This is a genomic window from Streptomyces sp. NBC_01176 (assembly GCF_045039825.1).
In the GTDB taxonomy this organism is placed as follows: domain Bacteria; phylum Actinomycetota; class Actinomycetes; order Streptomycetales; family Streptomycetaceae; genus Streptomyces.
In genome coordinates this window covers 455041-478065 of the sequence record NZ_CP108600.1, presented here as the reverse complement: position 1 = coordinate 478065, position 23025 = coordinate 455041, and the positions used below count along the sequence as shown (strand labels likewise).

General features: G+C 69.4%; 20 protein-coding genes and 3 pseudogenes. 8 read left to right on the top strand and 15 right to left on the bottom strand.

The features are described 5' to 3' along the window. The first annotated feature begins 27 nt into the window (after window positions 1–27). Together OG199_RS01725 and OG199_RS01720 are read left to right on the top strand one after the other, a co-directional pair. Window positions 28–1374 carry a cytochrome ubiquinol oxidase subunit I gene (locus OG199_RS01725; protein WP_405834393.1) on the top strand — a complete coding sequence of 449 codons (1347 nt, stop codon included), beginning with the start codon at window positions 28–30 and terminating at the stop codon, window positions 1372–1374. Beyond that, a complete protein-coding gene (locus OG199_RS01720) occupies window positions 1371–2375 on the top strand; it encodes a cytochrome d ubiquinol oxidase subunit II (RefSeq protein WP_405827459.1) in 1005 nt (334 codons plus the stop codon). The genes OG199_RS01725 and OG199_RS01720 overlap by 4 nt, the downstream gene beginning before the upstream one ends. Before the next feature lie 83 nt (window positions 2376–2458). Here OG199_RS01720 and OG199_RS01715 read toward each other — a convergent pair whose 3' ends face one another. Next, the gene (locus OG199_RS01715) at window positions 2459–2929 is read right to left on the bottom strand and encodes a nuclear transport factor 2 family protein (RefSeq protein ID WP_356802755.1); all 471 of its coding nucleotides are present in this window, start codon (window positions 2927–2929) and stop codon (window positions 2459–2461) included. A 202-nt stretch (window positions 2930–3131) separates the two neighbouring features. On the opposite strand from OG199_RS01715, the gene OG199_RS01710 reads away from it, so the two are divergent. Together OG199_RS01710 and OG199_RS01705 are read left to right on the top strand one after the other, a co-directional pair. Further along, on the top strand, window positions 3132–3572 hold the full coding sequence (locus OG199_RS01710) for a MerR family transcriptional regulator (RefSeq protein WP_356802757.1): 441 nt from the start codon (window positions 3132–3134) through the stop codon (window positions 3570–3572). A gap of 2 nt (window positions 3573–3574) precedes the next feature. Continuing rightward, on the top strand, window positions 3575–4645 hold the full coding sequence (locus OG199_RS01705) for an NAD-dependent epimerase/dehydratase family protein (protein ID WP_356802759.1): 1071 nt from the start codon (window positions 3575–3577) through the stop codon (window positions 4643–4645). Window positions 4646–4668: 23 nt separating this feature from the next. Here the strand turns inward: OG199_RS01705 and OG199_RS01700 are convergent, their stop codons facing one another. From OG199_RS01700 to OG199_RS01675, 6 genes are all read right to left on the bottom strand, one after another. After that, the gene (locus OG199_RS01700) at window positions 4669–5589 is read right to left on the bottom strand and encodes an AraC family transcriptional regulator (protein WP_405827456.1); all 921 of its coding nucleotides are present in this window, start codon (window positions 5587–5589) and stop codon (window positions 4669–4671) included. Window positions 5590–5691: 102 nt separating this feature from the next. Next, window positions 5692–6603 (bottom strand): STM4011 family radical SAM protein, encoded by a 912-nt coding sequence (locus OG199_RS01695; RefSeq protein WP_405827454.1) that lies wholly within the window; start codon window positions 6601–6603, stop codon window positions 5692–5694. Window positions 6604–6611: 8 nt separating this feature from the next. Next, window positions 6612–7967, bottom strand: a complete 1356-nt coding sequence (locus OG199_RS01690; RefSeq protein WP_405827452.1) for an STM4012 family radical SAM protein — start codon at window positions 7965–7967, stop codon at window positions 6612–6614. Beyond that, the gene (locus OG199_RS01685) at window positions 7964–8770 is read right to left on the bottom strand and encodes an STM4013/SEN3800 family hydrolase (protein WP_401805055.1); all 807 of its coding nucleotides are present in this window, start codon (window positions 8768–8770) and stop codon (window positions 7964–7966) included. The genes OG199_RS01690 and OG199_RS01685 overlap by 4 nt, the downstream gene beginning before the upstream one ends. Window positions 8771–8825: 55 nt before the next feature. Further along, window positions 8826–9995: an STM4014 family protein gene (locus OG199_RS01680; RefSeq protein WP_405827450.1), complete on the bottom strand. Its 1170-nt coding sequence runs from the start codon at window positions 9993–9995 to the stop codon at window positions 8826–8828. 33 nt (window positions 9996–10028) lie between these two features. Then, window positions 10029–10997 carry an STM4015 family protein gene (locus tag OG199_RS01675; protein ID WP_401804861.1) on the bottom strand — a complete coding sequence of 323 codons (969 nt, stop codon included), beginning with the start codon at window positions 10995–10997 and terminating at the stop codon, window positions 10029–10031. Between the two features lie 190 nt (window positions 10998–11187). Here OG199_RS01675 and OG199_RS01670 point away from each other — a divergent pair, with 190 nt between their 5' ends. Continuing rightward, window positions 11188–11514, top strand: coding sequence for a hypothetical protein (locus OG199_RS01670; protein ID WP_405827448.1), 327 nt, complete (start codon window positions 11188–11190; stop codon window positions 11512–11514). Window positions 11515–11687: 173 nt separating this feature from the next. Then, the gene (locus OG199_RS01665) at window positions 11688–12722 is read left to right on the top strand and encodes a DUF6745 domain-containing protein (RefSeq protein WP_405827446.1); all 1035 of its coding nucleotides are present in this window, start codon (window positions 11688–11690) and stop codon (window positions 12720–12722) included. 66 nt (window positions 12723–12788) lie between these two features. On the opposite strand, the gene OG199_RS01660 is transcribed toward OG199_RS01665, so the two are convergent. From OG199_RS01660 to OG199_RS01645, 4 genes are all read right to left on the bottom strand, one after another. Beyond that, window positions 12789–13748, bottom strand: a complete 960-nt coding sequence (locus tag OG199_RS01660; protein ID WP_405827444.1) for a GlxA family transcriptional regulator — start codon at window positions 13746–13748, stop codon at window positions 12789–12791. Then, entirely contained in the window at window positions 13745–14296 is a 552-nt protein-coding gene (locus OG199_RS01655) for a cysteine hydrolase family protein (RefSeq protein ID WP_405827442.1), read from the bottom strand. The genes OG199_RS01660 and OG199_RS01655 overlap by 4 nt, the downstream gene beginning before the upstream one ends. A 170-nt stretch (window positions 14297–14466) precedes the next feature. Next, entirely contained in the window at window positions 14467–14691 is a 225-nt protein-coding gene (locus OG199_RS01650; protein WP_356802781.1) for a hypothetical protein, read from the bottom strand. Continuing rightward, window positions 14688–15323, bottom strand: coding sequence for a ParA family protein (locus OG199_RS01645; RefSeq protein ID WP_356802783.1), 636 nt, complete (start codon window positions 15321–15323; stop codon window positions 14688–14690). The genes OG199_RS01650 and OG199_RS01645 overlap by 4 nt, the downstream gene beginning before the upstream one ends. A 273-nt stretch (window positions 15324–15596) precedes the next feature. On the opposite strand from OG199_RS01645, the gene OG199_RS01640 reads away from it, so the two are divergent. Both OG199_RS01640 and OG199_RS01635 read left to right on the top strand, forming a co-directional pair. Beyond that, the gene (locus tag OG199_RS01640; RefSeq protein WP_401804873.1) at window positions 15597–16778 is read left to right on the top strand and encodes an amidase domain-containing protein; all 1182 of its coding nucleotides are present in this window, start codon (window positions 15597–15599) and stop codon (window positions 16776–16778) included. A gap of 105 nt (window positions 16779–16883) precedes the next feature. Next, window positions 16884–17404 (top strand): annotated as a pseudogene (locus OG199_RS01635) (transposase); the annotation flags it as partial. Between the two features lie 85 nt (window positions 17405–17489). On the opposite strand, the gene OG199_RS01630 reads toward OG199_RS01635, so the two are convergent. The 4 genes and pseudogenes from OG199_RS01630 to OG199_RS01615 form a co-directional block, all read right to left on the bottom strand. Further along, window positions 17490–17837 (bottom strand): VOC family protein, encoded by a 348-nt coding sequence (locus OG199_RS01630; protein ID WP_266708641.1) that lies wholly within the window; start codon window positions 17835–17837, stop codon window positions 17490–17492. A 350-nt stretch (window positions 17838–18187) separates the two neighbouring features. Further along, a complete protein-coding gene (locus OG199_RS01625) occupies window positions 18188–18949 on the bottom strand; it encodes a pirin family protein (RefSeq protein ID WP_405827439.1) in 762 nt (253 codons plus the stop codon). A 729-nt stretch (window positions 18950–19678) separates the two neighbouring features. Then, a pseudogene (locus tag OG199_RS01620) lies at window positions 19679–20649 on the bottom strand (TDT family transporter). Between the two features lie 475 nt (window positions 20650–21124). Beyond that, window positions 21125–22565 (bottom strand): annotated as a pseudogene (locus tag OG199_RS01615) (aldehyde dehydrogenase family protein). Between the last annotated feature and the right edge of the window lie 460 nt (window positions 22566–23025).

The window sequence follows — 23025 nt, the reverse complement described above, 5'->3', positions numbered from 1 at the left end:
TCGCAGCTGCTCCCCGCCCGGGAGCAGATGGCGTTCACTCTGGGCTTCCACATCATCCTGGTCCCTTTCGGCGTCGCCCTGACCGCGCTCATGCTCATCGCCCACTACCGGGGCCTGCGCCACGGCGACAGCGACGCCCTGCGGCTGGCCAGACGATGGTCGAAGGTGGCCGCCGTGCTCTTCGCGGTGGGGGCGATCACCGGCACGGTCCTGTCGTTCGAACTCGGCATCCTGTGGCCCGGTCTGATGGGTGACTACGGAGCCGCCTTCGGGATGCCGTTCGCGGTGGAGGGACTCTTCTTCTTCCTCGAAGCGATCTTCGTCTCGATCTATCTCTACGGCTGGAACCGGCTTCCGCCCTGGGCCCACTTCTGGACGGGAGTTCCGGTCGTGCTGGCCAGCCTCGGGGGTGCGGCGGCCGTCATCGCGGCCAACAGCTGGATGAACCAACCCGGCGGGATCACCCTGCGCGACGGACATGTCGTCGCCGTACGGCCGTTGCGGGTCTTCTTCAACGGAGCGTTCTGGTACGAGACCGTGCACATGCTCCTCGCCGCCTATATCGTCGCCGGCTTCACGGTCGCCGGCGTGTACGCCGCCGGCATGCTCAAAGGACGCCGGGACCGCCACCACCGGCTGGGATTCCTCATCGGTTTCCTCGTCGCGGCGGCGGCCATCCCGGTGCAGATCGTCGTCGGTGACACGGTGGCACGCGAGGTGTTCAAGGAGGAGCCCGCCAAATTCGCCGCGATCGAACTCCTGCCCGCGACCGATGACCATGTGGCGGAGAACCTCGGCGGGTTCCTGGTCGACGGCAAGGTCAGGTACGGCCTTCCCATCCCGGACATGGCGTCGATCCTCGCCGGCTTCACCCCCTCGACCGAGATCAAGGGCCTGGAGGCCATCCCGGCCGGGGTGCGGCCCACCGACCGCACCGTCACCATCGTGCATCTGGCCTTCGACGTGATGGTCGGCACCACCTTCCTCATGCTCGGCCTGGTCCTGTGGTTCGCCTGGCTGTGGTGGCGAGGACGGACGATGCCCACCAACCGCTGGTTCCTGCGGGGCGCCGCTGTCAGCGGCCTCGTCGCTGTCGTCTGCCTGGAGAGCGGCTGGGTCGTCACCGAGGTCGGTCGTCAGCCCTGGACCGTGGTCGGACTGTTGCTGACGAGGCAGGCCGTGACGACGCAGGGCAACCTGTGGCCGCTGTTCGGGGCGACCGTCGTCCTGTACGCGGCGGTCGGCGTCGGTGCCGTCCTGGTCCTGCGCGCCATGGCCCGCCGCTGGCGGACCGAGGGCGACGAGACCGTCTACGTTCCCTACGGACCCGAGCAGCCCTACGTCACGTCCGGCGCGGCAGGAGAAGACCGATGAACCTCAGTGACGTGGTCGCCCTGGTCATGTTCGTAGGTGTCGTCGCCTACGCGCTGTTCGGCGGGGCGGACTTCGGCGCCGGCTTCTGGGACCTGACGGCCGGGGGAGCCGAACGCGGCAGGAACCCCCGCCATCTGGTCGACCTCTCGATCGGCCCGGTCTGGGAGGCCAACCACACCTGGCTCATCTACTGCCTGGTCATGCTCTGGAGCGGCTTCCCCGCCGCCTTCGCCGCGATCACCACGACCCTCTATCTGCCACTCATCTTCGCCGCCCTCGGAATCGTCCTGCGCGGCGCGGGCTTCGCCTTCCGCAAGGTCTCCGTGCGGACGCCCCAACAGCGCCTCAACGGAACCCTGTTCGCGGCCTCCTCCGTACTGACCCCATACTGCTTCGGCAGCATCGCCGGCGGCATCGCCTCGGGCCGAGTGCCCTCCGGCGGCAACGGTGACGCCGTCACCAGCTGGCTCAACCCCACCTCCGTCCTCGGCGGCATCCTGGCCGTCGTCAGCTGTGCCTACCTCGCTGCCTTCTACCTGGCCACGGCGGCCCACCAGCTCCAGGACGACGACCTCGAGCGGTACTTCCGCGGCCGCGCACTGCTGGCCGGAGCCGTGGCAGGGGTGGTCAGCATCGCCGGGATCTTCGTGCTCAGAACCGACGCGCCCCGGCTGTTCCATCAGCTCAGTCACCGAGGACTGCCGCTCATGGTGCTCGCGGCGCTCTGCGGCATCGTGGGCATGGCGGAGGCGCGCCTGGGCCGACGTACCGGCCGGCGGGAGATCGCGGCACTGGCCATCGCCGCCGTGGTCGTCGGCTGGGGAGTGGCGCAGTACCCCTTCCTGCTCGGCACGCATCTGCGCATCCACCAGGCCGCGGCTCCGGACACCACACTGGCCGTTCTGCTCGGCGTCGCCTGCGTCGCCGCACTGATCATCCTGCCGTCCCTGATCCTGCTCTTCCGCCTCTCCGGCCAAGGCAGACTCCGCGCCCACACCTGACCGTTCCCGCGGCGCCACGGAACCCGATCCCGGGAGGTTGGCCCACCCAGGCCGCGGTCCGCCCGGGGCGCGTCGTCCCAGGATCAGAAGCCGAAGTCGCTGAGGCTCGGGTAGTCGGGCGGGCGCGGCCCCGAACGGTCCCAGTCGAAGGCGCGTTCCGAGGCCGTGATCGGCACGTCGTTGATGCTCGCGTGGCGCACGCTCATGAGTCCGTCGTCGCTGAACTCCCAGTTCTCGTTGCCGTAGGCGCGGAACCAGTCCCCGGTGACCGTGTGGTACTCGTAGGCGAAACGGACGGCGATCCGGTTCCCGCCGAACGCCCACAGCTCCTTGATCAGCCGGTATTCGAGTTCGTTCTCCCACTTCCGCGTGAGGAAGTCGACGATCTCCTTGCGGCCGTTGATGAAGAGCGAACGATTACGCCAACGGCTGTCCTCGGTGTAGGCGAGCGACACCTTCTCGGGATCGCGGGTGTTCCAGCCGTCCTCGCCGGCCCTGACCTTCTGCACGGCACTCTCGGCATCGAACGGCGGATAGGGCGGCTTCCCGGCCATCGTCAGCTCCTCCGACTCGCACTCGGCTCGGTATGGGTTGGGGGTGGGGATGCGGTAGGCCCAGTGTCTCCACGCGCGACGTCCCGCGCATCCGCGCATCCGCGCGTCCTGTGGTTGCCGGAAGTCGAGGTCCAGGACATTTGACTTGAAGCGCTTGAAGTGTCGGAGGCTTCTTCATGACGGACGCGACGGAGGACGAACGGTGAGTCTGACCATTCAGGAGATGGCGCGGCGCTCGGGCTTCAGCGAGCCCACGCTCCGCTACTACGAGAAGGTCGGCCTGCTGGGAGTGGTGGGCCGCGACGAGTCCAGTGGGCATCGCCGTTACGAAGCGGCGACAGCCGACCGGGTCGTGGCCCTGGCCTGTCTGCGCTCGGCGGGCATGACGGTCGCCGGTATGCGTCGCTACGTGGACCTGCTGCCCCTGGGCAACGCCGCGGCGGCGGAGCAGCGAGACCTGTTCGCCGACCAGGCGGAGAGGCTGGCCGACGACATCGAACGGCTGAAGGCACGCCTGGACTACCTCCGGGGGAAGACCCGGATGTGGGATGCCCGCGTGCGCGGCGACGCCGTCGCCGAACGTCGGGCGATCGAGGCGGTCACCCTGATCCTCGAACAATTCGAACAGCAAAGGACTGAGTGAAAATGACCGCGGAAATCCTTGCTTCCGGCGCTTCCGAGGCGGGAACGGTGCTGGTGACCGGCGCGACCGGATACGTCGGCGGGCACATGGTCGCCCGCCTGCTGAGGGAGGGGTACCGGACCCGGGTGACCGTCCGCGAGCCCGGCCGTGAGGCCGAGGTCCTGGCCCTCGTGCGGCAGGCCGGGGTGGATCGGGAGGACCTTCTGGAATGCGCCGTGGCGGACCTGTCCGCCGACGCGGGCTGGGCGGCCGCGGCCGACGGCGTGAGCCATGTGCTGCACGTGGCGTCCCCCTTTCCCGTCACGCCGCCGGAGAACGAGGACGAACTCATCCTCCCGGCACGTGACGGCGCGCTGCGGGTCATCGCCGCGGCCCGGACCGCCGGCGTACGACGTGTGGTGATGACGTCGTCCTTCGCGGCGGTCGGCTACACCGTCAAGCCCGACGCCCGGTACTCGGAGGAGGACTGGACCGACCCTGACACCGAAGGCCTCCCCGCCTACCCCCGGTCCAAGGTCCTCGCGGAGCGCGCGGCGTGGGACTTCGTGGCGACCAACGGCGGGATCGAGCTGGCGGTCGTCAACCCCGTGGGCATCTTCGGCCCCGTGCTGGGACCACGCCTGGCCGCGTCGGCCAACATCGTCAGGGCCATGCTGACCGGCCGGATGCCGGTGGTACCGCTCATGTACTTCGGCGTCGTCGACGTCCGCGACGTCGTGGACCTGCACCTGCGCGCCATGCTCCATCCCAAGGCTGCGGGAGAACGCTTCCTCGCGGTGGGCGGACCGTCGATCAGCTTCCTCGGCATGGCCCGGGCCCTGCGAGCGCACCTGCCCGCAGCGGCCGACGCGCTGCCGTCCTCGGAGCTCACCCTCGAACAGATGCGTGAAGCGGCGAAGACGAATCCGGCGCTCCGGGACGCGGTGGGACTCGGCGGCCGCATTCCCGTCATCAGCGATGCCAAGGCGCGCTCGGTGCTCGACTGGGAACCCCGCGACGTCACCCGGACGATCCGTGACACCGCCGACAGCCTCCTCGCACTGGGACTGGTGCCCCCGATCGGCAGGTCCTAGGTCCGAGCGCGTGTTTCCGCGCTTCAAGATGCCTGCGTCGTCCTGCGGTAGTCCCGGGGCGAGATGCCGTTGACCCGCTTGAAGGCTGTGCTCAGCGCGCTCTCCGAGCCGTAGCCGACCGTACGGGCGATGGCGGACACGGTGTCGGTTCCCCGCCGCAGGTGGCGGGAGGCGAGTTCCACCCGCCACCGGGTGAGGTATTCGAGCGGCCCACGGCCGACGGTGCTCTTGAAGCGTGCGGCGAGCGTCGACCGCGACACGGCACAGGCCCGCGCGAGCTCGGCGACCGTCCACGGGTGCTCCGGCCGGCTGTGCAAGGAGGTCAGCGCCGCTGCCACCACCGGATCTCCGAGGCCCGCGAGCCAGCCCGAAGCGGCCCCGGGCTCACGCGTGAGGTGCAGACGCAGGACGTGGACGAGCATGACGACCGCCAGGTGCTCGGCAACCAGTGTCGAGGCCATGGGACCGTCCCGCAGTTCACGGTCGATCTCGGCGAGCGCCCATTGCAGGGTCTCGGCCTGAGGTGTGCGCGCGGGTACGTGGATCACGGGAGGCAGGTCTTCGAGCAGCAGCGTGCGCGCCCGGTCGCCGAACGAGAATCGGCCGCCGATGAGGAGAACCTCCTCGTCCGTCCCGTCGCCCGCTCGCGCGACCCCGCCCTCGGACGACGCGAAGACGCGGCCGGCGTCGACGGCCACCGCTTCCGGGTCACTGCGGAGGGTGAAGCGCCGCGGCTGGGTCAGCAGGTAGCAGTCCCCCTCCTCCAAAGCGAGCGGGTCGGCCGTGCCCTCCAGTTCGAGGAGACAGCGACCGCGCCGGACGGCGTTGAACTTCACGCCGGACGGCGCGTCGAACCGGACGGCCCACCGGCCTCCCGCGACCAGGCTCGAGGAGAGGTGACCTCGTGTGTCGAGCAGGGTCAGCACATCCTCCAGGGGATCCATCACGGACTCCTTCTGGACGGTCGAGCAAGTTTATCGGACCACCTAGTATAGATCGTCCATATCTACGCGTTCGCCTTCAGGGCCGCGACCCGGCGGGCGGACTCACCCCGTGGCCAGCGGGAGGAGCGGGCGGGGTGGGAGCGACTCCGGGTGCGGGACGCGTTCGAGGACTCCGCCCGCGAACACGTCGTACAACGGCAGGGTCTCCAGATGTACGTACCCGATGTGGCAGTCGCACACGGTGAGTGGGCACGGCCGCGGAGCGAGCGCGGAGCGGTAGGAACCGTCGTAGAGGTTGCCGAGTTCCGTCCGCACGAAGTGGCAGCGCCGGACGGTGCCCTCTCCGTCGACCGAGACGACGCTCCGGCCGGTCCGGCAGGGCAACCCCGCCGAGCGGTGGGGACGGCGGCTGTAGGGGAAGAGCGGGTCCAGCGTGGTCCACTCGTCGGCCTGCTCGTCGGTGTACGTGTGCCCTTCGGCGGCGTTGATCCACAGGTAGACGTGCGACGGCAGGTCCGCGCGGAGTCGTCGTGCGTGGTCCAGGTGCTCGGGCAGGCCGACCGCGCCGACGCTGAACCGGATCCCCAGGTCGGAAAGGCGGTGCGTCCTGTCGAGGAACCGCTCGTAGGGCGTCTGCCCCGGATGGTAGGTGCACCAGAGGGCGACCGTGTCCGCAGCCGCGTCCGCGAGCCAGTCGGTCCGGCAGCTGAGGTTGGTCTGGATGGCGACGCGCTCGATGCGCGGCTCATGGGACAGATCCACCATGGCCCGGCGGTACCACGAGCGGGTCAGTCCCTCGCCCCACGGCGTGAACAGCACGGACAGGCGGTGATCGTGCGGGCCGCGCGCCCAGGCCACGAACCGTTCGAGCGCGGCCCGGTCGGCGCGCAGTTGCGCGCTGCTGTCGCGGCGCTTGGCGAACGGGCAGTACGGGCAGTCGTAGTCGCAGGAGGCGAGCGGCCCTCGGTACAGGATCGTGAGGTCCGTCGGGTCGGTCGGGTTGGTGGGGTCCACTCGGCCCGTCACCTCAACTCGTAGGCGGTCATGGCGTCCTTGACGGCGGGGGAGAAGAACTCGGGCCCGATGGCGTCCGAGTGGGCGAGTCCCTCGGGAGAGAGCCTGAGCCGTTCCGTCCCCGCGTCCTGGAGCCAGCCGCGCCGGGCGAGGACGTCCAGCTCGTCGGCGAAGTCGTCGGCGGGCGCGCAGCCGAAGCGCTGCCGGTAGTCAGCTGCGGCGAGGCCCTCGGCCTGCAACAGCGACTGCAACAGGTGCCGGCGTCGCGCTTCGTCCTCGTCCACCCAACGGCCGTGCAGGGCCCGCGAGAAGTCCTCGGTGGCGCTGTAGTCGTCGATGATGGCACGCACCTCGCGCATCGACACGGCGTAGTCGAAGGAGTAGTGCAGAGCGGAGGTGTACGACCGTGCCCCGCAGCCCAGTCCGATCATGCCGTCGGTCTGGCACGCGTAGTCGTCCGGTCCCTGCGCGGGGGCGTCGGCGCGGCGGAACATGCGCATCGACACCTGCTCGTACCCCTCGGACAGCAGATGGTCGCGGCCCTCGCGGTAGAGGCGCAGCCGCTGCTCGTCCCAGCCACGGTCGGCGGTCCGCGCGTCCGCGTGGCGGCCCAGGCCGGTGAGCGGACGGATGTAGAGCGGGTAGAGGTAGATCTCCTCGGGCCGCCAGGCGAGGGCCGCGTCGAGTGAGTAACGCCAACTGGGCGTCGTCTGACCGTCGATGCCGTAGATCAGGTCGATGTTGAGGACCGGGACGGCCGACTCCCGTATCCGGGTGAGGGCGGCCTCGACGTCGGCACGCCGCTGCGGGCGTACGGCGGCACGGGCCTCCTCCTCGACGAAGCTCTGCACCCCGAGACTGAGGCGCGTGGCGCCGCGCCGGACCAGGACGGCGAGCCGGTCGGCGCTCGCCGTCGCGGGCGACGCCTCCACGGACAGAGGGATGGACCGCAGGTCCGCGCCCATGTCCCGCTCCGCGATGTCGCAGAGCCGCTCCAGCTCCGCGGCCTCCAGGAAGGTGGGCGTGCCGCCGCCGAAGGCCGCGTTGGCGAACCGCGGTGACGGCTCGTCACCGAGCGCCTCGCGTACGGCGACGGCCTGCCGGCTCAGGGCGTCGAGGTAGCGGCCGGTCAGCCCGTCCGGGGCACCGACGCGCGTGAACAGGTTGCAGAAGCCGCAGCGCACCTCGCAGAACGGTATGTGCAGGTACAACGAGAGCGCCTGTCGTGACTCGCCCGCCCACAACTGCTCGAGCGCGGGCCGCGGGTGGAGCGGCCGGTAGGCGGTCTTGTGCGGATAGGCGTACAGATAGCTCTGGTACGGGCGGGGCACGGTGTGCGCCGCGGCCACGGGGGCGACGGTCATGCGGAGGGCTCCAGGAAGAAGTGACTGTAGGGGACGGTCCACACGGACTCGTGGCCCAGCCGGTGGCCGGTGTAGCCGTCGTCCCCGTACGCCGTGCCGTGGTCGGAGCAGACGATGGCGAAGCAGCGACGACGAGCGGACATCGCGGCGAACAGCCGCCCGACATGGCGGTCGATGTACTCCAGCGCCGCGGCGTGGGTGAGGCGGCTGTCACCGGCCTCCCGGGTGGCACCCTCCAGGTGGAACCAGTTCGGCTGGTGCAGCGCGGAGGCGTTCAGGAAGAGGAACAGTCGCTGTCGCGCTGGCAGTTCGGCCACGACCTTCTCGGCCCGGGCGACCTGCGCCTCGAAGGACGTCGGCGAGGCCACCGAGAACTCCGGTTCCCAGTGGCTCTCCTGGAACAGACCGGGCAGGACGTCACCCAGGGCGCCCTGCTTGTTGAAGAAGCCGACACCACCGATGCACACGGTGCGGTAATCACGGGCGGCCAACGCCGACACGATGTCCGGGGTGTCGAAGACGAACGTACGGTCCTCGGTCGTCTCGCTGCCCGCGAACCGGGCCGCGAACAGCCGCGGATGAGGCCCCTGGGAGGCCGGGGTCGGCAGGAACCCCGCGAACATGGCCTGATGGGAGGCGTAGGTGAAGCTGCCCGGAGCATGCCGTTTCTCCCAGACGCCGCCCGGCAGACGCGCCGCCAGGTTCGGCAGGCGGCCCGCCGCCGCGAGTTCGACGGCGACGTCGTGGCGCAGGGTGTCGAGGGTGAGCAGCAACAGGTCGTCCCGGCCCACCACCTCGTTCATGTCGGGCGTCGGGAACGTGTCGGCCGGCGCTGCCGGGCGCGTACCGGTGGGCGTGTCAGAGTGAGGCATGGAGTGTCCTTGAACGGTGGTGCGGTGAGGACGCGGGATGCGGGACGAACGGCGCGGGCCACCGCGGACCGAGGGCCGCGATCTGGGCGGCGTAGGTGTCCAGCCCCTCCGCGGGGCCGCCCGGCAGACCGGTGAGCCGGGGCAGCAGGTCACCGAACGCGTTGACCTCCCCGACGGCGAACCGGCGCCAGCCGACGGCGGGCAGGAGGTCGACGCCCACGCACAGGGTCGCCGGGAAACAGGCCGCGGCCTGTTCGCAGATGGCGAGTGCCTGGCCCCACCGGTCGCCGGCCAGGGCCCGGACGGCGGTCAGATCGCCGCGGGTGCCGCCGAGATGGAGATTGGTGAGGGGGAAGCGGCTGGTACGGACGACGGCGTGGGTGGCCCGGCCCGCCACGACGAGGACGCGCAGATCCGCCGACCGGTTGCCCAGCGACGCCTTCGGCAGCCAGCGTTCGATGTGCAGTCCGTCCGGCGCGAGCCTGTCCACGATCGCGGCGATCTCGGACTCGTCGGTGTAGTGGCGCACGCGGAGCGAGTTGTGCAGCCGGCCGTCCGCGACCTCCACGGAGGTCGTCGCCCGGACGCGTCCCGCCGTCGTCGTCTCGACCGCCAGCACACCGGACGCGGACGAGCCGTGAGCGAGCTTCACGAACGCCCGCCGCAGGCCCGCCTCCGCCATCCGGGCCCGTACCGCCGACCAGTCCCCGGCCGCGGCGGTGTCGCCCGAGGTCGGGGAGACCGGCACCGGTACGTCGGCACGCCGCAGGTGGGCGTGGCAGAGCCGCTTGTCGAACAGGACGGCCAGGTCCTCCGGGGCGTCGAGCCGGCGTCCGCCGCGCAGGGAGGCCACGCCCTCGAGGAAGCGTGCGTACCAGCGCGCGGAACCCTCCACCCGGGTCGGGTCGTCGACGCCGCGCAACAGCCGGTCCACCTCCGCGTTCTCCCCCGGGGAGTCCAAGCGGACGATCTCGTCATCGGCGAACGCGTGCCCGCCCTCGCGCAGCACGTCACGCCACTCGACCACACGGGGCGTGGCGTGGCCGGCGCCCTCGGCCGCCGCGGTGAACAGGGCGACCCTCCGGTTCTCCCCGTTGGCGACGACCGCCCACCGAGGCGGGTCGCTGCGCGCGCCTTCGCCGTCCACTCGTGACACCCTTCCGTCCGCCGTCCGTCCGTTACCGCCGCGCTACTCGCCCACCGCCACGAAGCGCCATACGGTTCCGTCCTCCTCCTCGTCGGAATCCGCGTCGTCCTGATCGGCGCGGACCTCCACGCCGTGCGGCTCCAGCGTCTCCAGCAGTCGCGAACGGACCGCCGCGCTCAGGTAGTTGTGGTGGAGGTCGAGTGACTTCAGATGGGTCAGCGGCTGGCCCGAGAGCAGCGCCGTCGCGCCATCGTCCGTGAGGACCCCCATGGAGACGTCGAGGGCCTCGAGACGCGCCACCACGGGCGCCGAGGCCAGCGAGGAACAGATGACGTCCTGGATCTCGCTGTTGCGCAGGGCCAGGTGCTTGAGGGCGGGCAGGCGGCTCCCGGCGAAGAACGGCTCCAAGTCGCCCACCTCGCTGTCGCCGCCGTACTCGGATGTGCCCAGCCACAGGTCGAGATGGACCAACGCCGGCAGATCGCTGCCGGCGACTCCCCTTACGACCTCGGCGGGCATACCGCCGGTCTCCACCGTCAGCCTGCGCAGCCGCTCGTGGCGGACGGCGGGGAAGACCAGTTGGTTGCCGCCGCGGACGCCGAACTCCTCCAGCCGGGGAAAGGCCTCCAGCACGGGAGAGACGTCGCCCTGCACGATCCAGGAGATCTCGCACTCCTCCATCACGATGTCCGCGAGGAATATCGCGCGCAGCTCGGGCAGCCGGTCGCGGGCCGCCACGAGAGCCTCGATCACCTCCGTCGGAGCGCTGTCGTAGACGTCGCTCCAGGCGCCCACGACCAGGGCCCGCACACGCGTGGTGTCCACGGCTTCGAGGAACCGGGCGAAGGCCTCCGGCCACGACTCCTGGCTGTCGTAGGAGTCCACGGCCACCCGCCAGGCGACGGTTTCCGGGGACGGGAGGGCGGAGGCCCGAAGGGGTTGGTCCGCCGCGTCCGGGAAAGTGAACGCGAGCAGTCCGTGAAACTCCTGCAGGTGGCTTCCGATGGTCATGCGCGCCCGCTCCTTCGTGCATCTGGTCGGTGGTACGACGGTCGTGATGGTGCCTGGTGCGCGCAGACCGCATTCCCAGGTACCGGAGTTCTACCAAGCCCCACCGACAACCCCGCGCGGCGGGGGAGTGTCAGTGCCCGCCTCTACGGTTCTCGCATGGCACAGGTGGTGCCTCGACGGACGGAGACGCATGTACCGCCAAGGAGATGTCCTCATGGTGTCGTTGGCACCGGACGCGGTGCCCGCCGGAGTGGTCGACGCGCCGTCCGAGCCGCGTGACGGCCGGGGCCGGCTCGTCCTCGCGCTGGGTGAGGTCACCGGCCACGCACATGCGGTGGTGGGCCCCGGGCGGCTGATCAGGGAGGCCGGTGTGTTCGGGCCCATGCTGCTGCACGTCCCGGACGGAGCGCGTGTCGTCCACGAGGAACATGCGGCGATATCCCTCCCGAAGGGTTGGTACCGGGTCGTTCGCCAGCGGGAGTACGTGCCGGGTTCGGTGCGGGTCGTCGCCGACTGAATTCAAGGGGGCGCGCGAGCACCCTCGCAGGGCAGTGACGTACATCCGCGGGTGCCCTTCGCGGTGCCACCTCTCGGTGGTGCGACGCGACGAGCGCGGAGACAAGGACGGGCCGGGCGGGCGGAGCGTGATGCTTCCAGACCGGTACCGACGCACGTGGGGAGAGAACGAACATGACGGACATGGGTAGTTGGCGTGCGGTGGCGGCGGCCACGGGGGCCGCGGATCGAGCCGCGGCCGAGGAGGGGGTCCGGCTCGCCTACCGGAGCGCGGGTCTGACGGAACCCGGACGCGTGGTGTGGGTGAGCTCTCCCCGCGAGGCGGTTCGGGTGCTCATGGGGGCGCCGGGTCCGGCCGGGGTGACGCTGACGAGGGACGAGACCGGCGCGAGCGTGCGCCACGCCGTACTGAGCGGGCCGTGGGCAGCCGAACGGGAGCGACTCCACCGGCGGTTGGGGCCGCAGGGATGGAGTGGCCACTGGCATGCGACGGGGGCCGGTCTGTGGGAGTCGACCCGCATCCTGGTCGACCGGATCCGTGCGGGAGTCGTCGAGCAGTCGGCCACCGGCCGGGAGGAGGAGACCCGGGTCCGGCTGCTGCTGCTCGACGCCGCTCTCGGGCAGCACGACGCGGCCTGGCTGTCCGCGTTCGACACGGATCGATCGGGCCCGCTGGGCGGCCCGGCGACGGTGGCCCGCGCGGCCGGCTGGTGGTGGCCCTACGAGCGGGTGGCGGTCATCTGCGAGCGGCCCACGGAGCTCCACCGCGACGAGGCGGGCCGTCTGGACCGGGGTGACGGACCAGCGCTCGGATACGAGGACGGCTTCGAGCTGTACGCCTGGCGTGGCATGCCTGTTCCGGGGGACTTCCTCGACGAGCTGGCTTCGCTCGACCCGAAGCGCATCCGTGACGAGGAGAACGCCGAACTCCGCCGTGTGATGCTGGAGTTCTACGGCTACGACCGGTATCTCGCCGAGTCGGGCGCGGTTCCCGTGCACCGGGACGAGACCGGGATCCTGTGGCGGCTCGAACTTCTCGGGGACGAGGACGTGGTGATGGTGGAGGTCGTCAACTCCACTCCCGAGCCGGACGGCACGAGCCGCACGTACTGGCTGCGCGTCCCACCGGCGACGCGCACGGCCCGTGAGGGAGTGGCCTGGACGTTCGGCATCGCGGCCGAGGCCTACCAGCCGCTCCGGCAGACGTGAGCGAACTCGCCGGTCTTCTGAAGCATGTCGCCGGTCGCCCGAGACCGGTGGGCCGGCCCTCGCTCGTCAGTCTTCGGGGCGCACGCGACGCCGGGACGGCTCACCGACGGTCGCTTGCGGTGTCCGGGTGCGGAGGCGGCGCAGCATCCGGGCGTCCTCGAAGCCCACCTGCCGGGCCGCCGACTCCACCGTGGCGCCATGGTCGATCAGGTGCTCGGCGCGTTCGACCCGCAGTGTCTGCTGGTAGCGCAGTGGAGTCAGACCGCCGGTGGCACGGTGGAAGAGCCGGGTCAGGGTGCGCTCGCTGACACCCGCGCCCGCTGCCAGGTGCGCGAGCGGGAGCGGTTCCCTGAATCGCGCGTCGATGAGGTCCTGGACGCGGTGGACGGCGTCGTCCAGGTGGGAGCGGTGCCGCAGCATGGCACTGGCCTGGGGCTCGTGGCCGTTGCGGCGGGCGTACACGACCATGTCCCTGGCCACCTGGGCGGCGAGTGCCGGGCCGTGGCGGACGGCCAGCAGGTGCAGCGCGAGGTCGATGCCGCTGGCGATGCCCGCCGAGGTCACCACCCGGTCGTCGGTCGTGAACAGCACGTCCCGTACCACGAGGGCGCGGGGATGACGGGCGGCAAGTTCGTCCTGGTGGTCGTGGTGCGTGGTGCACCTGCGCCCGTCCAGCAGTCCGGCCCTGCCCAGCGCCTCCGCCCCGGCGCACACGCTGGCGACGGTGCCCCCGGCGGCATGATGGCCGCGCAGCCGTTCCGATCCCGCGTGGCTCAGAGTCGGCCCGCCGCTCAAGGTCCGCGTCCGCCAGCCCGGCACCACGATCAGGTCGTCGTCGCTCAGCTCCGGCCACCGGGTCCGCGCGATCAGGGGCAGACCCTGGGCGCTGAGCACCTGCTCACGCTCGGCGACGTACTCGATGCGGTAGGGCTGCCCGAAGTCCGCCGCGGTGCTGAAGGCCTGCGCCGGTCCGGCCAGGTCGAGGAGGTGGACTCCGGGCAGCAGGACGAAGACGACGAGGCTCACGTCTTCGAGGGTGCCAGCTCCGACTCCAGTTCGGCCACCGTCGCGATCCGGGCGAACCGGTCGCGCAGGACCGCCTCGGTGCGTTCGATGATCGCTTCGGCGCTGAGATCGCCGATGGGGTTGGTGGTGGTGGCGTCGGTGACGAAGACCATGCGGTAGCCGAGGTCGCTGCCGACCCGGGTCGTGGTCTCCACGCACTGCTCGGTGCGGATTCCGCAGACCACCAGTTCGCGCACCCCCGCCTCGGTGAGCAGTTGCTGCAGGTTGGTGGTGGTGAAGGCGTTGTGGGAGGTCTTGTACAGGACCGGCTCGCCCGGCTTCGGACGGTCCAGTTCCTCCAACAGACGGACATGTCCCCGGGCGGGGTCGAACACGTCGCCGCTGCCCGGCTCGGAGTGCAGGACCCAGACGACGAGGTCTCCGCTGGCGCGGGCGAGGGTGACCAGCCGGTTGACCGGTTCGGCGATCCCCGGATGGGCGATCTGCTTCCACAGCGGGCGAGCCCGGAAGGACTCCTGGACATCGACGACGATCAGCGCTCTGTTCATGCCACTGATAGTGACCTGGAACGACGCGCGAACCGTAGACCCGATCCGGGCCGGTACCGGAACGATCCGGTCAGCCATGCCGGACCGCACGCCGCGTGCTCCGACTGCTTCGACAGGCGACAGGCGACAGGCGACAGGCGGCGGGCGGTACTCGGCAGGCAGTACGCGCCTTACGGGTTGTTTCTCAGGGGGCGCAGCACGGCGGCGCCGACGCGCATCAGCGCGGACACGGGCGGGCCCACCCACCGGTTCAGCTCGCGCGGCACGGCGGGGTCGACCTCGATCGTCAACCGGATGTAACGGGCGTCCAGTTGAGTGACCTTGAGTGGACGGGGGGAGGAAGCGCCGGGTTCGCGCTGAAGCGCCGCCCGGTAGGTGTCTTTGCGCTGGTTCACGCCTTGTCCTGACGTTTGATGAGTTCGTCTGCGAGGTCCATGTAGGCCGAGCCCTTGACGTCGACCGCGCTGCCGAAGGACTGGGAGTACAGGTCGAGCCGTGGAATATGAGTGGCCAGTACGTCGAAGCCGCGCTCGGTGAGAGCTTCGCGGGCGTCGGCGTCCGGACCGGTGCGCGTGGCGTCGGGGCGGTTGGTGCGGTTCAGCAGGACGGCGGCGCGAGCCGGCTCGGCGCGCAGGGACTGCACGTCCCGCATCTCGCCGCCGATGGGCGCCATACGGTCCAGTTCGATGGGCGCCGGGGTCAGCGGCACGATCCAGTCGCTCGCGTACTTCATGATGCTGCGGGCGATGTGGGCGTGGTCCTCGAGTTGGGGGGCGTCGAACACCACGGCCTGCCGGTTGCCGAGGAAGTCGTTCACGCGCCGGTGGACGTCACCGACCGGAAAGGCGATCACGGGGAACGGGAAGCCTCCCGCCAGTTCGCTCCAGCGCAGCGCGGAGGAGGCGGGGTCACTGTCCACCAGCAGCGGGGAGACGCCCAGCTCGTGCAGTGCGTGGGCCAACCAGACCGCGCTGGTCGTCTTTCCCACTCCGGGCTTGAGATTCACGAAGGCATAGCTCAGCGTCACAGAACGCAACGCTAGTGGTCGCGAACGGCAGGCTGCCGTCGGCGCGGCAGATATCGGCTTCTTTCACCCTGTGGTGGCACGAATCATTCGTAGGGCCTAACGCGGACCGGGGTCGGCGAAGGACCCTTTGCCCGGTCTCCGTGGGGGCGCCGGGTTCGCCGTGGGTGACCGTCACGGCCCGGTGTCCCTTCGGTAACCCCCCTCACAGGAGGCACATATGGCGTGCGAGGATGCGGATCCCGGTAGAGAGTACCGGCGTAGAGGGGAACATCATTGAAAACAAGGAAACTGAGCCGTAAGCGCAGACGGGCGACCATAGTCACGGCGGCGGCCGCCTCGGTCGTCGCCGGCGCGGCTCTGCTGCCCAACTGGAGTGCGGGCGCGGCGAGTGTCGCCGACGACCCCACGGTCGACGCGTCGACCAAGGCGACCTTCCAGCGGCTGGCGGACGCGGTCTTCACCGACCGTACGGACGCCCTGGTCGACAACGGGAAGAGCAAGCAGGGCAAGTCGAAGGCGTCCCGGTTCTCCGGCGACGTGCGGCTGTCCTCCACGCAGTCGCGTGACGAGAACGCCGCGCTGTCGCAGCTGCGGGGCCGCAAGTCCCGTCTGGCGTCGCTCGGCGAGAAGTACAGCTCGGCCGACACGACCGTCTCGCTGGACCGTACGCGGGTGAAGGGCCGCCACGCCACGGTCGCCGTCACCGAGACCACGACCCTGACGTACAAGAAGGTCAAGGGCGGCGAGCCGAAGACCACCGGCTTCCAGGCCCACCACGAGCTGACGTTCAAGGCGGACCACAAGGGCGACTGGCAGCTGACCAAGGTCCGTGACACCGATGACGGTGTCGCGGTCAACCAGGTCGCCAGCCCGCAGGTCGCCAAGCCGGCCACCGCCGCCGACGACTCTCCGCCGGAGGCGACCCGCTCGGCCATCACGTTGCCGGCACCGGCCAAGGCGAAGAACTTCTCCGCCACCGGTTACGACTACAAGGCCATGGCGGCGTACGCGGCGAAGTACTGGAACAAGTACAACCCGGACTACCCGGACTTCAACGGTCAGGGTGCCGGTGGCGACTGCACCAACTTCGTCAGCCAGTCCCTGAAGGCCGGCGGCTGGAAGCACGTTCCCGGCTACACGAACGACTTCCACAAGTGGTTCGGGAACGCCGACATCCAGTCGGACTCGTTCGTCGGGGTCAACGAGTTCTCGTGGTTCGCCCTGTCGTCCAAGCGGGTCACCAGCCTTGCCAACGTCTATCAGTTGGACGTGGGTGACGTGCTGCAGATGGACTTCAACAAGGATGGCGAGAAGGACCACAGCATGATCGTCACCTCGCGCAGCGCGCAGGGTGTGCCGTACGTGTCGTACCACTCCACCAACACCTACAACAGGTCGGTGGCGAGCATCATCGCGTCGTACCCGAACGCGGCGTACTACGCGTACCGCACCTGAGCGGTGTGATTTCGGAGCGGGAGCCGGCCCTCAGGGTCCGGCTCCTTGCTCTTTCGCAACACGCTTTGGACACCGTTTCTTTTGGCCTGGGGCGGTCGTCGGTCAGTGCATGGCAGACCTGTCCAGCGGCTGGTGCCGGACGAGTTGGGGGAGCTGTTTCGCCGGGTTGTACCCCCTACGGAGGTCACACGTCCCCAGGGTGGGGGCCGACGACGGGCGGGCGATCGCGAGACGTTGGCGGCGATCATCTTCGTGGCCACATCAGGCTGTACCTGGAGACAACTCCCGCCGGTCTTCGGCCCGGCGTGGCCCACGGTCTACCGGCGCTTCGCACAGTGGAGCCGTGCCCGCCTCTGGGCCAGGCTGCACCGCGTATTCCTCGACGAACTCGGCGCGCTCGGTGAGCTGGACTGGTCCAGATGCGCAATCGACTCAGTAAGCGTCAGGGCCGCAAAGGGGGCTACTGACGGGACCGAATCCGACCGATCGCGGCAAGCCGGGGTCGAAAATCCACCTGAGGCATACCGCCGATCCAGTCCCGCCGGGGGCCGCGTCGCAGGCGACCTGGGAAACTCCATGGCGACACGGGCTACGACTACGACCATCTGCGCCGATGGCTTCGCAGCCTCTCAGAACGCGGGTGGTGGCAGTGTTCTGAGGCTGGCCCGATGCCAGCCCCAGAGCACCGCCGTGGTGCTGGGCGCGAAGGGCTCAGGCGCGAAGCTGCATGTACTCGAAGACGGAGCCGTCCGGGTGGCGGGCGACGATCCTGGTGCCGTTGGGAACCTCGTTGGGCGCTTCGAGGATCTCAGCGCCCGCCTTGCCGAGGGCTTCGAGAACGGGGGCCAGGGATCCGACGATGACGGTCCCGTTCTGCGAGACGTAGTTCTCGAGCGGCCCGGAGTAGAGCAGGAAAGGCCCTACGAGCGCCAACTCAAGTTCACGGTACGGGAAACGGCGGACTTCCGTTTCTCCGGTCAGTTCCTGGTAGAGGGGGATCGCGTCCTCAAGGTTTTCTACCTCAACGTTCGCGACCATTGCGTGGATGTTGCTGCTCATGGTGGTACTCCCTTTTCTGGTTACGGTTCTGGCTGGCGGTACCGCCGGTGCGCTTCTGGCGTGCAGCGGCATATCTGATCACCTGGCGGTGAAACCTTGGTTCCCTGAACGACGCTCACGTGGTCGTTGCCGGGGTCTGGGCGACGCCCGCCTCGCGGGCGTCGTGGGCGCGGCAGGGGAGCTAGGCGGGGATGTCCGACACCCCGTTCGGCAGCGTGGCGCGCGCAGTCCGGACGAGGTCCAACGACTCGCGAAGGAGCTTGATCTTCGCGTTCTCGGCCTCGGGCGCCGGGAAAGCGGGTCTTTCGTCTCCGGGCCGGCTACGCGTAACCGGCGTCATGGAGCTGAGGTCACCGGAAACTGAGGGTGGTGTCCATTTCCCACATCAGTACCTCCGCGCCGTCAGGGCCTGCACAGATCCGCTGGCCTTCGGAGCCTGTGATGCGTGCCGCGTCCCCTTGGGTGAGGGCGCCGGAGCCCTCCAGCGAGACGCTGCCGTGAGCCACGAAGAGGTGTACGAACGGTGCTGTTGCTGCCTGCACCGTCTCGGCCGGTCGGAGCCGGGCGACATGCAGAGCCGCGTGCTTCTGCCGGATGGAGATGGCGCGGGCGCTGGAGTGCTTGGGCATCCCCGAGGCCACGGTCACCCATCCGCCCTGATCGAGCGGCGCGTTGATGTCCAGTTGCTCGTACCCCGGAGTCACATTGGCCGTGTCGGGAAGTACCCACATCTGGATGAAGTGCACTGGATTCGCATGCTCCTGGTCACCAGTCAGTGTCCACGAGTCATTCTTCTCGCTGTGCAGAATGCCGGAGCCGGCCGTCATGCGCTGGGCCAGCCCGGGATAGATGATCCCGTTGTGGCCGGTCGAGTCCTTGTGGACGAGGGCTCCCTCCAGGACCCAGGTCACGATCTCCATGTCCCGGTGGGGATGGGTGTCGAAACCGGTGCCCGGTTTGACGGTGTCCTCGTTGGACACCAGCAGCAGCCCGAAGTGGGTGTTGTCGCTGTCGGAGTGAGCGCCGAAGGAGAAGGAGTTGTGCGACCGCAGCCACTTGGTGCGCGCGAGATGGCGGGAGCGGGAGCGGCGTATGTCGATGGAGGCGCGCAAGGTGGCTTCCTTGGAGAGTGAAAACAGGGACTGCTCGTGGGTGTAAGGCCGAGCGGAGGCGCCAGGCGGCCACTGCTCGACATCTGTGGGGCTCTGAATCGGTCCTGGCAGGGGCTCTGCGTCCGCGACGACCGTAGGTGTGTCGTGAACATGAGGCCATTCGGGTGGGGCTACCTACAGCCCAGCCGGCGCTTGCCGGATCCAGGGGTACAGGGACCGCATACCGGGGCATAAGCGCCTCGGTCTCACGATCAGCAAAACACATATGGACGATCGGGTCAAGAATGGGGTGGCGCTGTCGCACAGGTCACCTTCAGGGCCATCCTTGGCATCGCCCGCGCGATGGTGCCCGGTGCAGAGCGAGCGAGAGCTCGCCTGACTCGGCTCCTTTATGAGCCGCGCACTGGGACGGCCTCGGCTCACGCTCCTGGACGACCGCGGATGCTCCGACCGGGAGCGACCAGGCCACCTGGATCACTCACGGGGGGCGCGGAGTGGCAGGGCGCTGTCCGACCGCTCCCGCCACTGCCATGGACTGTGCGCCGCGGGAAAAGCCGCGCTCACGGCGGCGGGCCACGATGGCAGAGGGGCGTTGCGCAGCCGTCTCGGAGCCAGGAGGACTGGACAGCTACAAGGAGCGCCGTCGACCTGCGAGGCGCGGGCCTGTCTTCTATCGGTCAGCAAGAATCGGCGGCCCCGGGCCCTCCCTGCTGATCCGGCACGGCGCAGCTACGGAGAGTGAGGCGGTGGCGCCGCCGGGGGAAGGAATTGATGTCGCGCTATGGCCACCAGCGTTCGTACCGCGATAGCCCCCACGAGTGCGGTCGCGGCGGCCAGGAGGAGGTAAGAGAGAACAAGTTCACCGGGAGGGCGGCCGGTGCTGGTCCAGTGCAGTCCGGTGGTTGCCACCGTCGTCCAGGAGAAGGTGAAAGCCCAGAAGCCAGGTGTGAACTTCAGGCGGAGGAACAAGGGGAGTAGACGTGCCTGGGTGAGGATCATCAACAGGCAGTAGCCGGCGAGCACAGCCGAGAGCCGGTCGATACGGTCGTGGTTGAGAGCGAAGCAGGCGACGCTTGCCATGGAGGCGGGTACAACCTCGATGGCGAGCGTCGGCGTGAGGCCCAGCGGCATCGGAGGCCGGAAGAAGAGCCGGGCCAAGATCATGGAGCCTAGGACGACCCACGAGATGATGCCCAGACCGAACGTGACCTCAGCCACGCGCTCTTGCCCGACCTGCACGGCACTGAAAGCGGCAACGAGACCACCGCCAGTAGCGGGCAGAAAGTAGCCCGGGTGAAGTGGTCCAGCTCGAGCGGCCCGTAAATCCACTGCCCGGTATACCACCCGCCCACGAGCAGCGTCAGGACGATGAAGACGTCCACCACTATGCGGCCGGCGCCAGGAGCGTAGGGGGCTATGCCCTGCGCCGCGAGGAGCATCGGCGTGATTACCGTCAGTGAGCCGAACGGGCTCCCGGCGCTGTCCAGCATGTCGGCCGCGAAGGCTCCTCGGACGGACGCTGCGTATCGCAGATACAGCACAAGCGTCACGCACCAGACGGCCGCAGCGAGCGCGACCAGGGCACGGCCCGCGTCAATGGGCACGTGGCCTTCATGGGCTGCCGTGAGCCAGGTGCCGGCCAGGCCCGCGAGGCCCAGAGATATTCCGAAGAAGGCGAGAGGTATGCGCGGCACGGCCATATCCAAAACCCCTGGTTCCAAGGATCATGACGGACTTCGCTGGCGTCCCGTCGTGCGGGATCCAGCCAAGCGAGGACGCCCCCCGACGCGTTCGCCGCCGCAGAATCTCGTCCCCGAATCCGTTGGTTCTATCGAGTCTGCATCGATACGAGCTGCACCGCCCGCGCAGTGCGGTGCAGCTCGCGTCATTCGCCAAAGGCAGAGACCAACGCTCTGCGGGATGCCGGTTTGAGGCTGGTCCTACACAATTGGTTCTGGTAGGCGTTCAGCCCAGGTCGTGAGGCCCTCCGACTTCTGGGACGGCGCTGGTTGATGGTGGAGCGGGCGGCGACGAACGGCGCAGCGAGGACCCGCTGCGGCGTGCGGGAGGCCGTGCCACCGGTGAACGAGCGTGGCCGCAAAGGCAGCCGACGAAGACGAGTCGGTGGCCTTTCGGCCTCCGCGGCCCGCTTCCCTGCTGTCACGCACCAACTCGTCAGAGTTCGAGGTCGGTGAGAACCAGGACGGGCTCGTAGGTGTAGTCCTCCATCGCGAACTTCACGCCTTCGCGGCCTACGCCTGACTGCTTGGCGCCGCCGTACGGCATCTGGTCGGCGCGGTAGGACGGAACGTCACCGATGATCACGCCGCCGACCTCGAGCGCGCGGTGCGCACGGAAAGCGGCCTGCACGCTGCGGGTGAACACGCCCGCGTGGAGGCCGTATTTGGAATCGTTGACAGCGGCGAACGCTTCGGCCTCGCCGTCCACCTTTGTCACGGTCAGGACCGGGCCGAACACTTCCTCGCAGGCGATGGTGGTGCCCATCGGGACGCTGGTCAGCACGGTGGGCGCGTACGATGCGCCGTCGCGTGTGCCGCCGGTGAGCAGCGAGGCGCCGGCCCCGACCGCCTCGTCGACCCACGACTCGACACGCTTGGCCGCGTCCTCACTGACCAGCGGGCCGACGTCGGACTTGTCGTCCGACGGGTCACCGGTCACCTAGGCCTCGACGGCGGCGACGATGCGCGGCAGCAGCCGGTCGTACACGGACGCGTCCGCGATCACCCGCTGCACGGAGATGCAGGACTGGCCGCCCTGGTAGTTCGAGAAGGTGGCGATCCGCGTCGCGGTCCAGTCGAGGTCCGCGTCGCTCGCCCAGTCGGCGAGCACGACCGCGGCGCCGTTGCCGCCCAGTTCCAGGGTGCAGTGCTTGCGGGGCACCGAGTCCATGATGGCGTAACCGACCTTCTCCGAGCCGGTGAAGGAGATCACGGGCAGGTGCTCGTCCTGGACCAGTGCGGGCATACGGTCGTTGTCGACCGGCAGGATCGACCATGAGCCGGCCGGCAGGTCGCTCTCGGCCAGGACTTCGCCGAGGAGCAGCCCGGAAAGAGGAGTGTTCGGAGCGGGCTTGAGGATGATCGGCACACCTGCGGCGATGGCAGGCGCTATCTTGTGCGCGCCCTGGTTCAGCGGGAAGTTGAACGGGGTGATGCCGAGGACCACGCCCTTGGGAAAGCGGCGGGTCAGGGCGAGACGCCCCCGGCCGCCTGCGTCAGTGTCCAGGCGCTGGGCATCGCCGCTGTTGAAGCGGCGGGCCTCCTCCGCGGCGAAGCGGAAGACGGAGACGGCCCGGCCGACCTCGCCGCGGGCCCACTTGATCGGCTTGCCGTTCTCGGCAGAGATCAGCTGCGCTATGTCCTCGGTCCGCTCGGCCAGGCGCTTGGCTGCATGGTCCAGGGCGGCGGCCCGCAGGTGCGCCGGCGTGGCGGCAAACTCCTCCCGCACCGCACAGGCGGCGACGGCCTCTTCAACCTGTGCGTCGGTCGGCACAGAAACCGTTCCGATAGCGGCTGTCCCACGGCGAAGTCACTTCGAGGGTGCTGTCGCCTTCGGCCGGGCGTCCTGCGAGCCAGAAGGAATGGACAGAAGTCATAAGTGGGCTCCGGCTCTATCGCGATACGGGATTTCGAACAGCGTGTCATTCACCGTAGAGGCCTGCCCAGCGGCAATGGCTTGTTCGACTTGTCAGAGCGGGCGGATGACACACCCCTGATTGGCATGAAGAGGTTTCAGGTTGCGTCTGCTTGCCGACCTGTTGACCGGCCACTCAGGACGTGACATCTATAACTGCCGCCGTTGGACACTGGTGCTGCCGTCGTCGGAGCGCGCGAGTACATCTTCAGAGACGGCCCCTCCGGGGGCTCGCACCAGATGCCTCAGCCTGAGCCGGGCACGAGCGATCGTCCAGGCGGTGGCGTGGTGTCCAGACCAGCGCACATCTGTGACCACGACCGGGCCGGGTGGGGCGTGGCGTGGTCTGGCGGCGAGAGAGTGTTCCGTCGCAGCCGTGAGCACGGGACTGTTGGTCCGGGGGCTGGCGGCCGCGTCGCGCC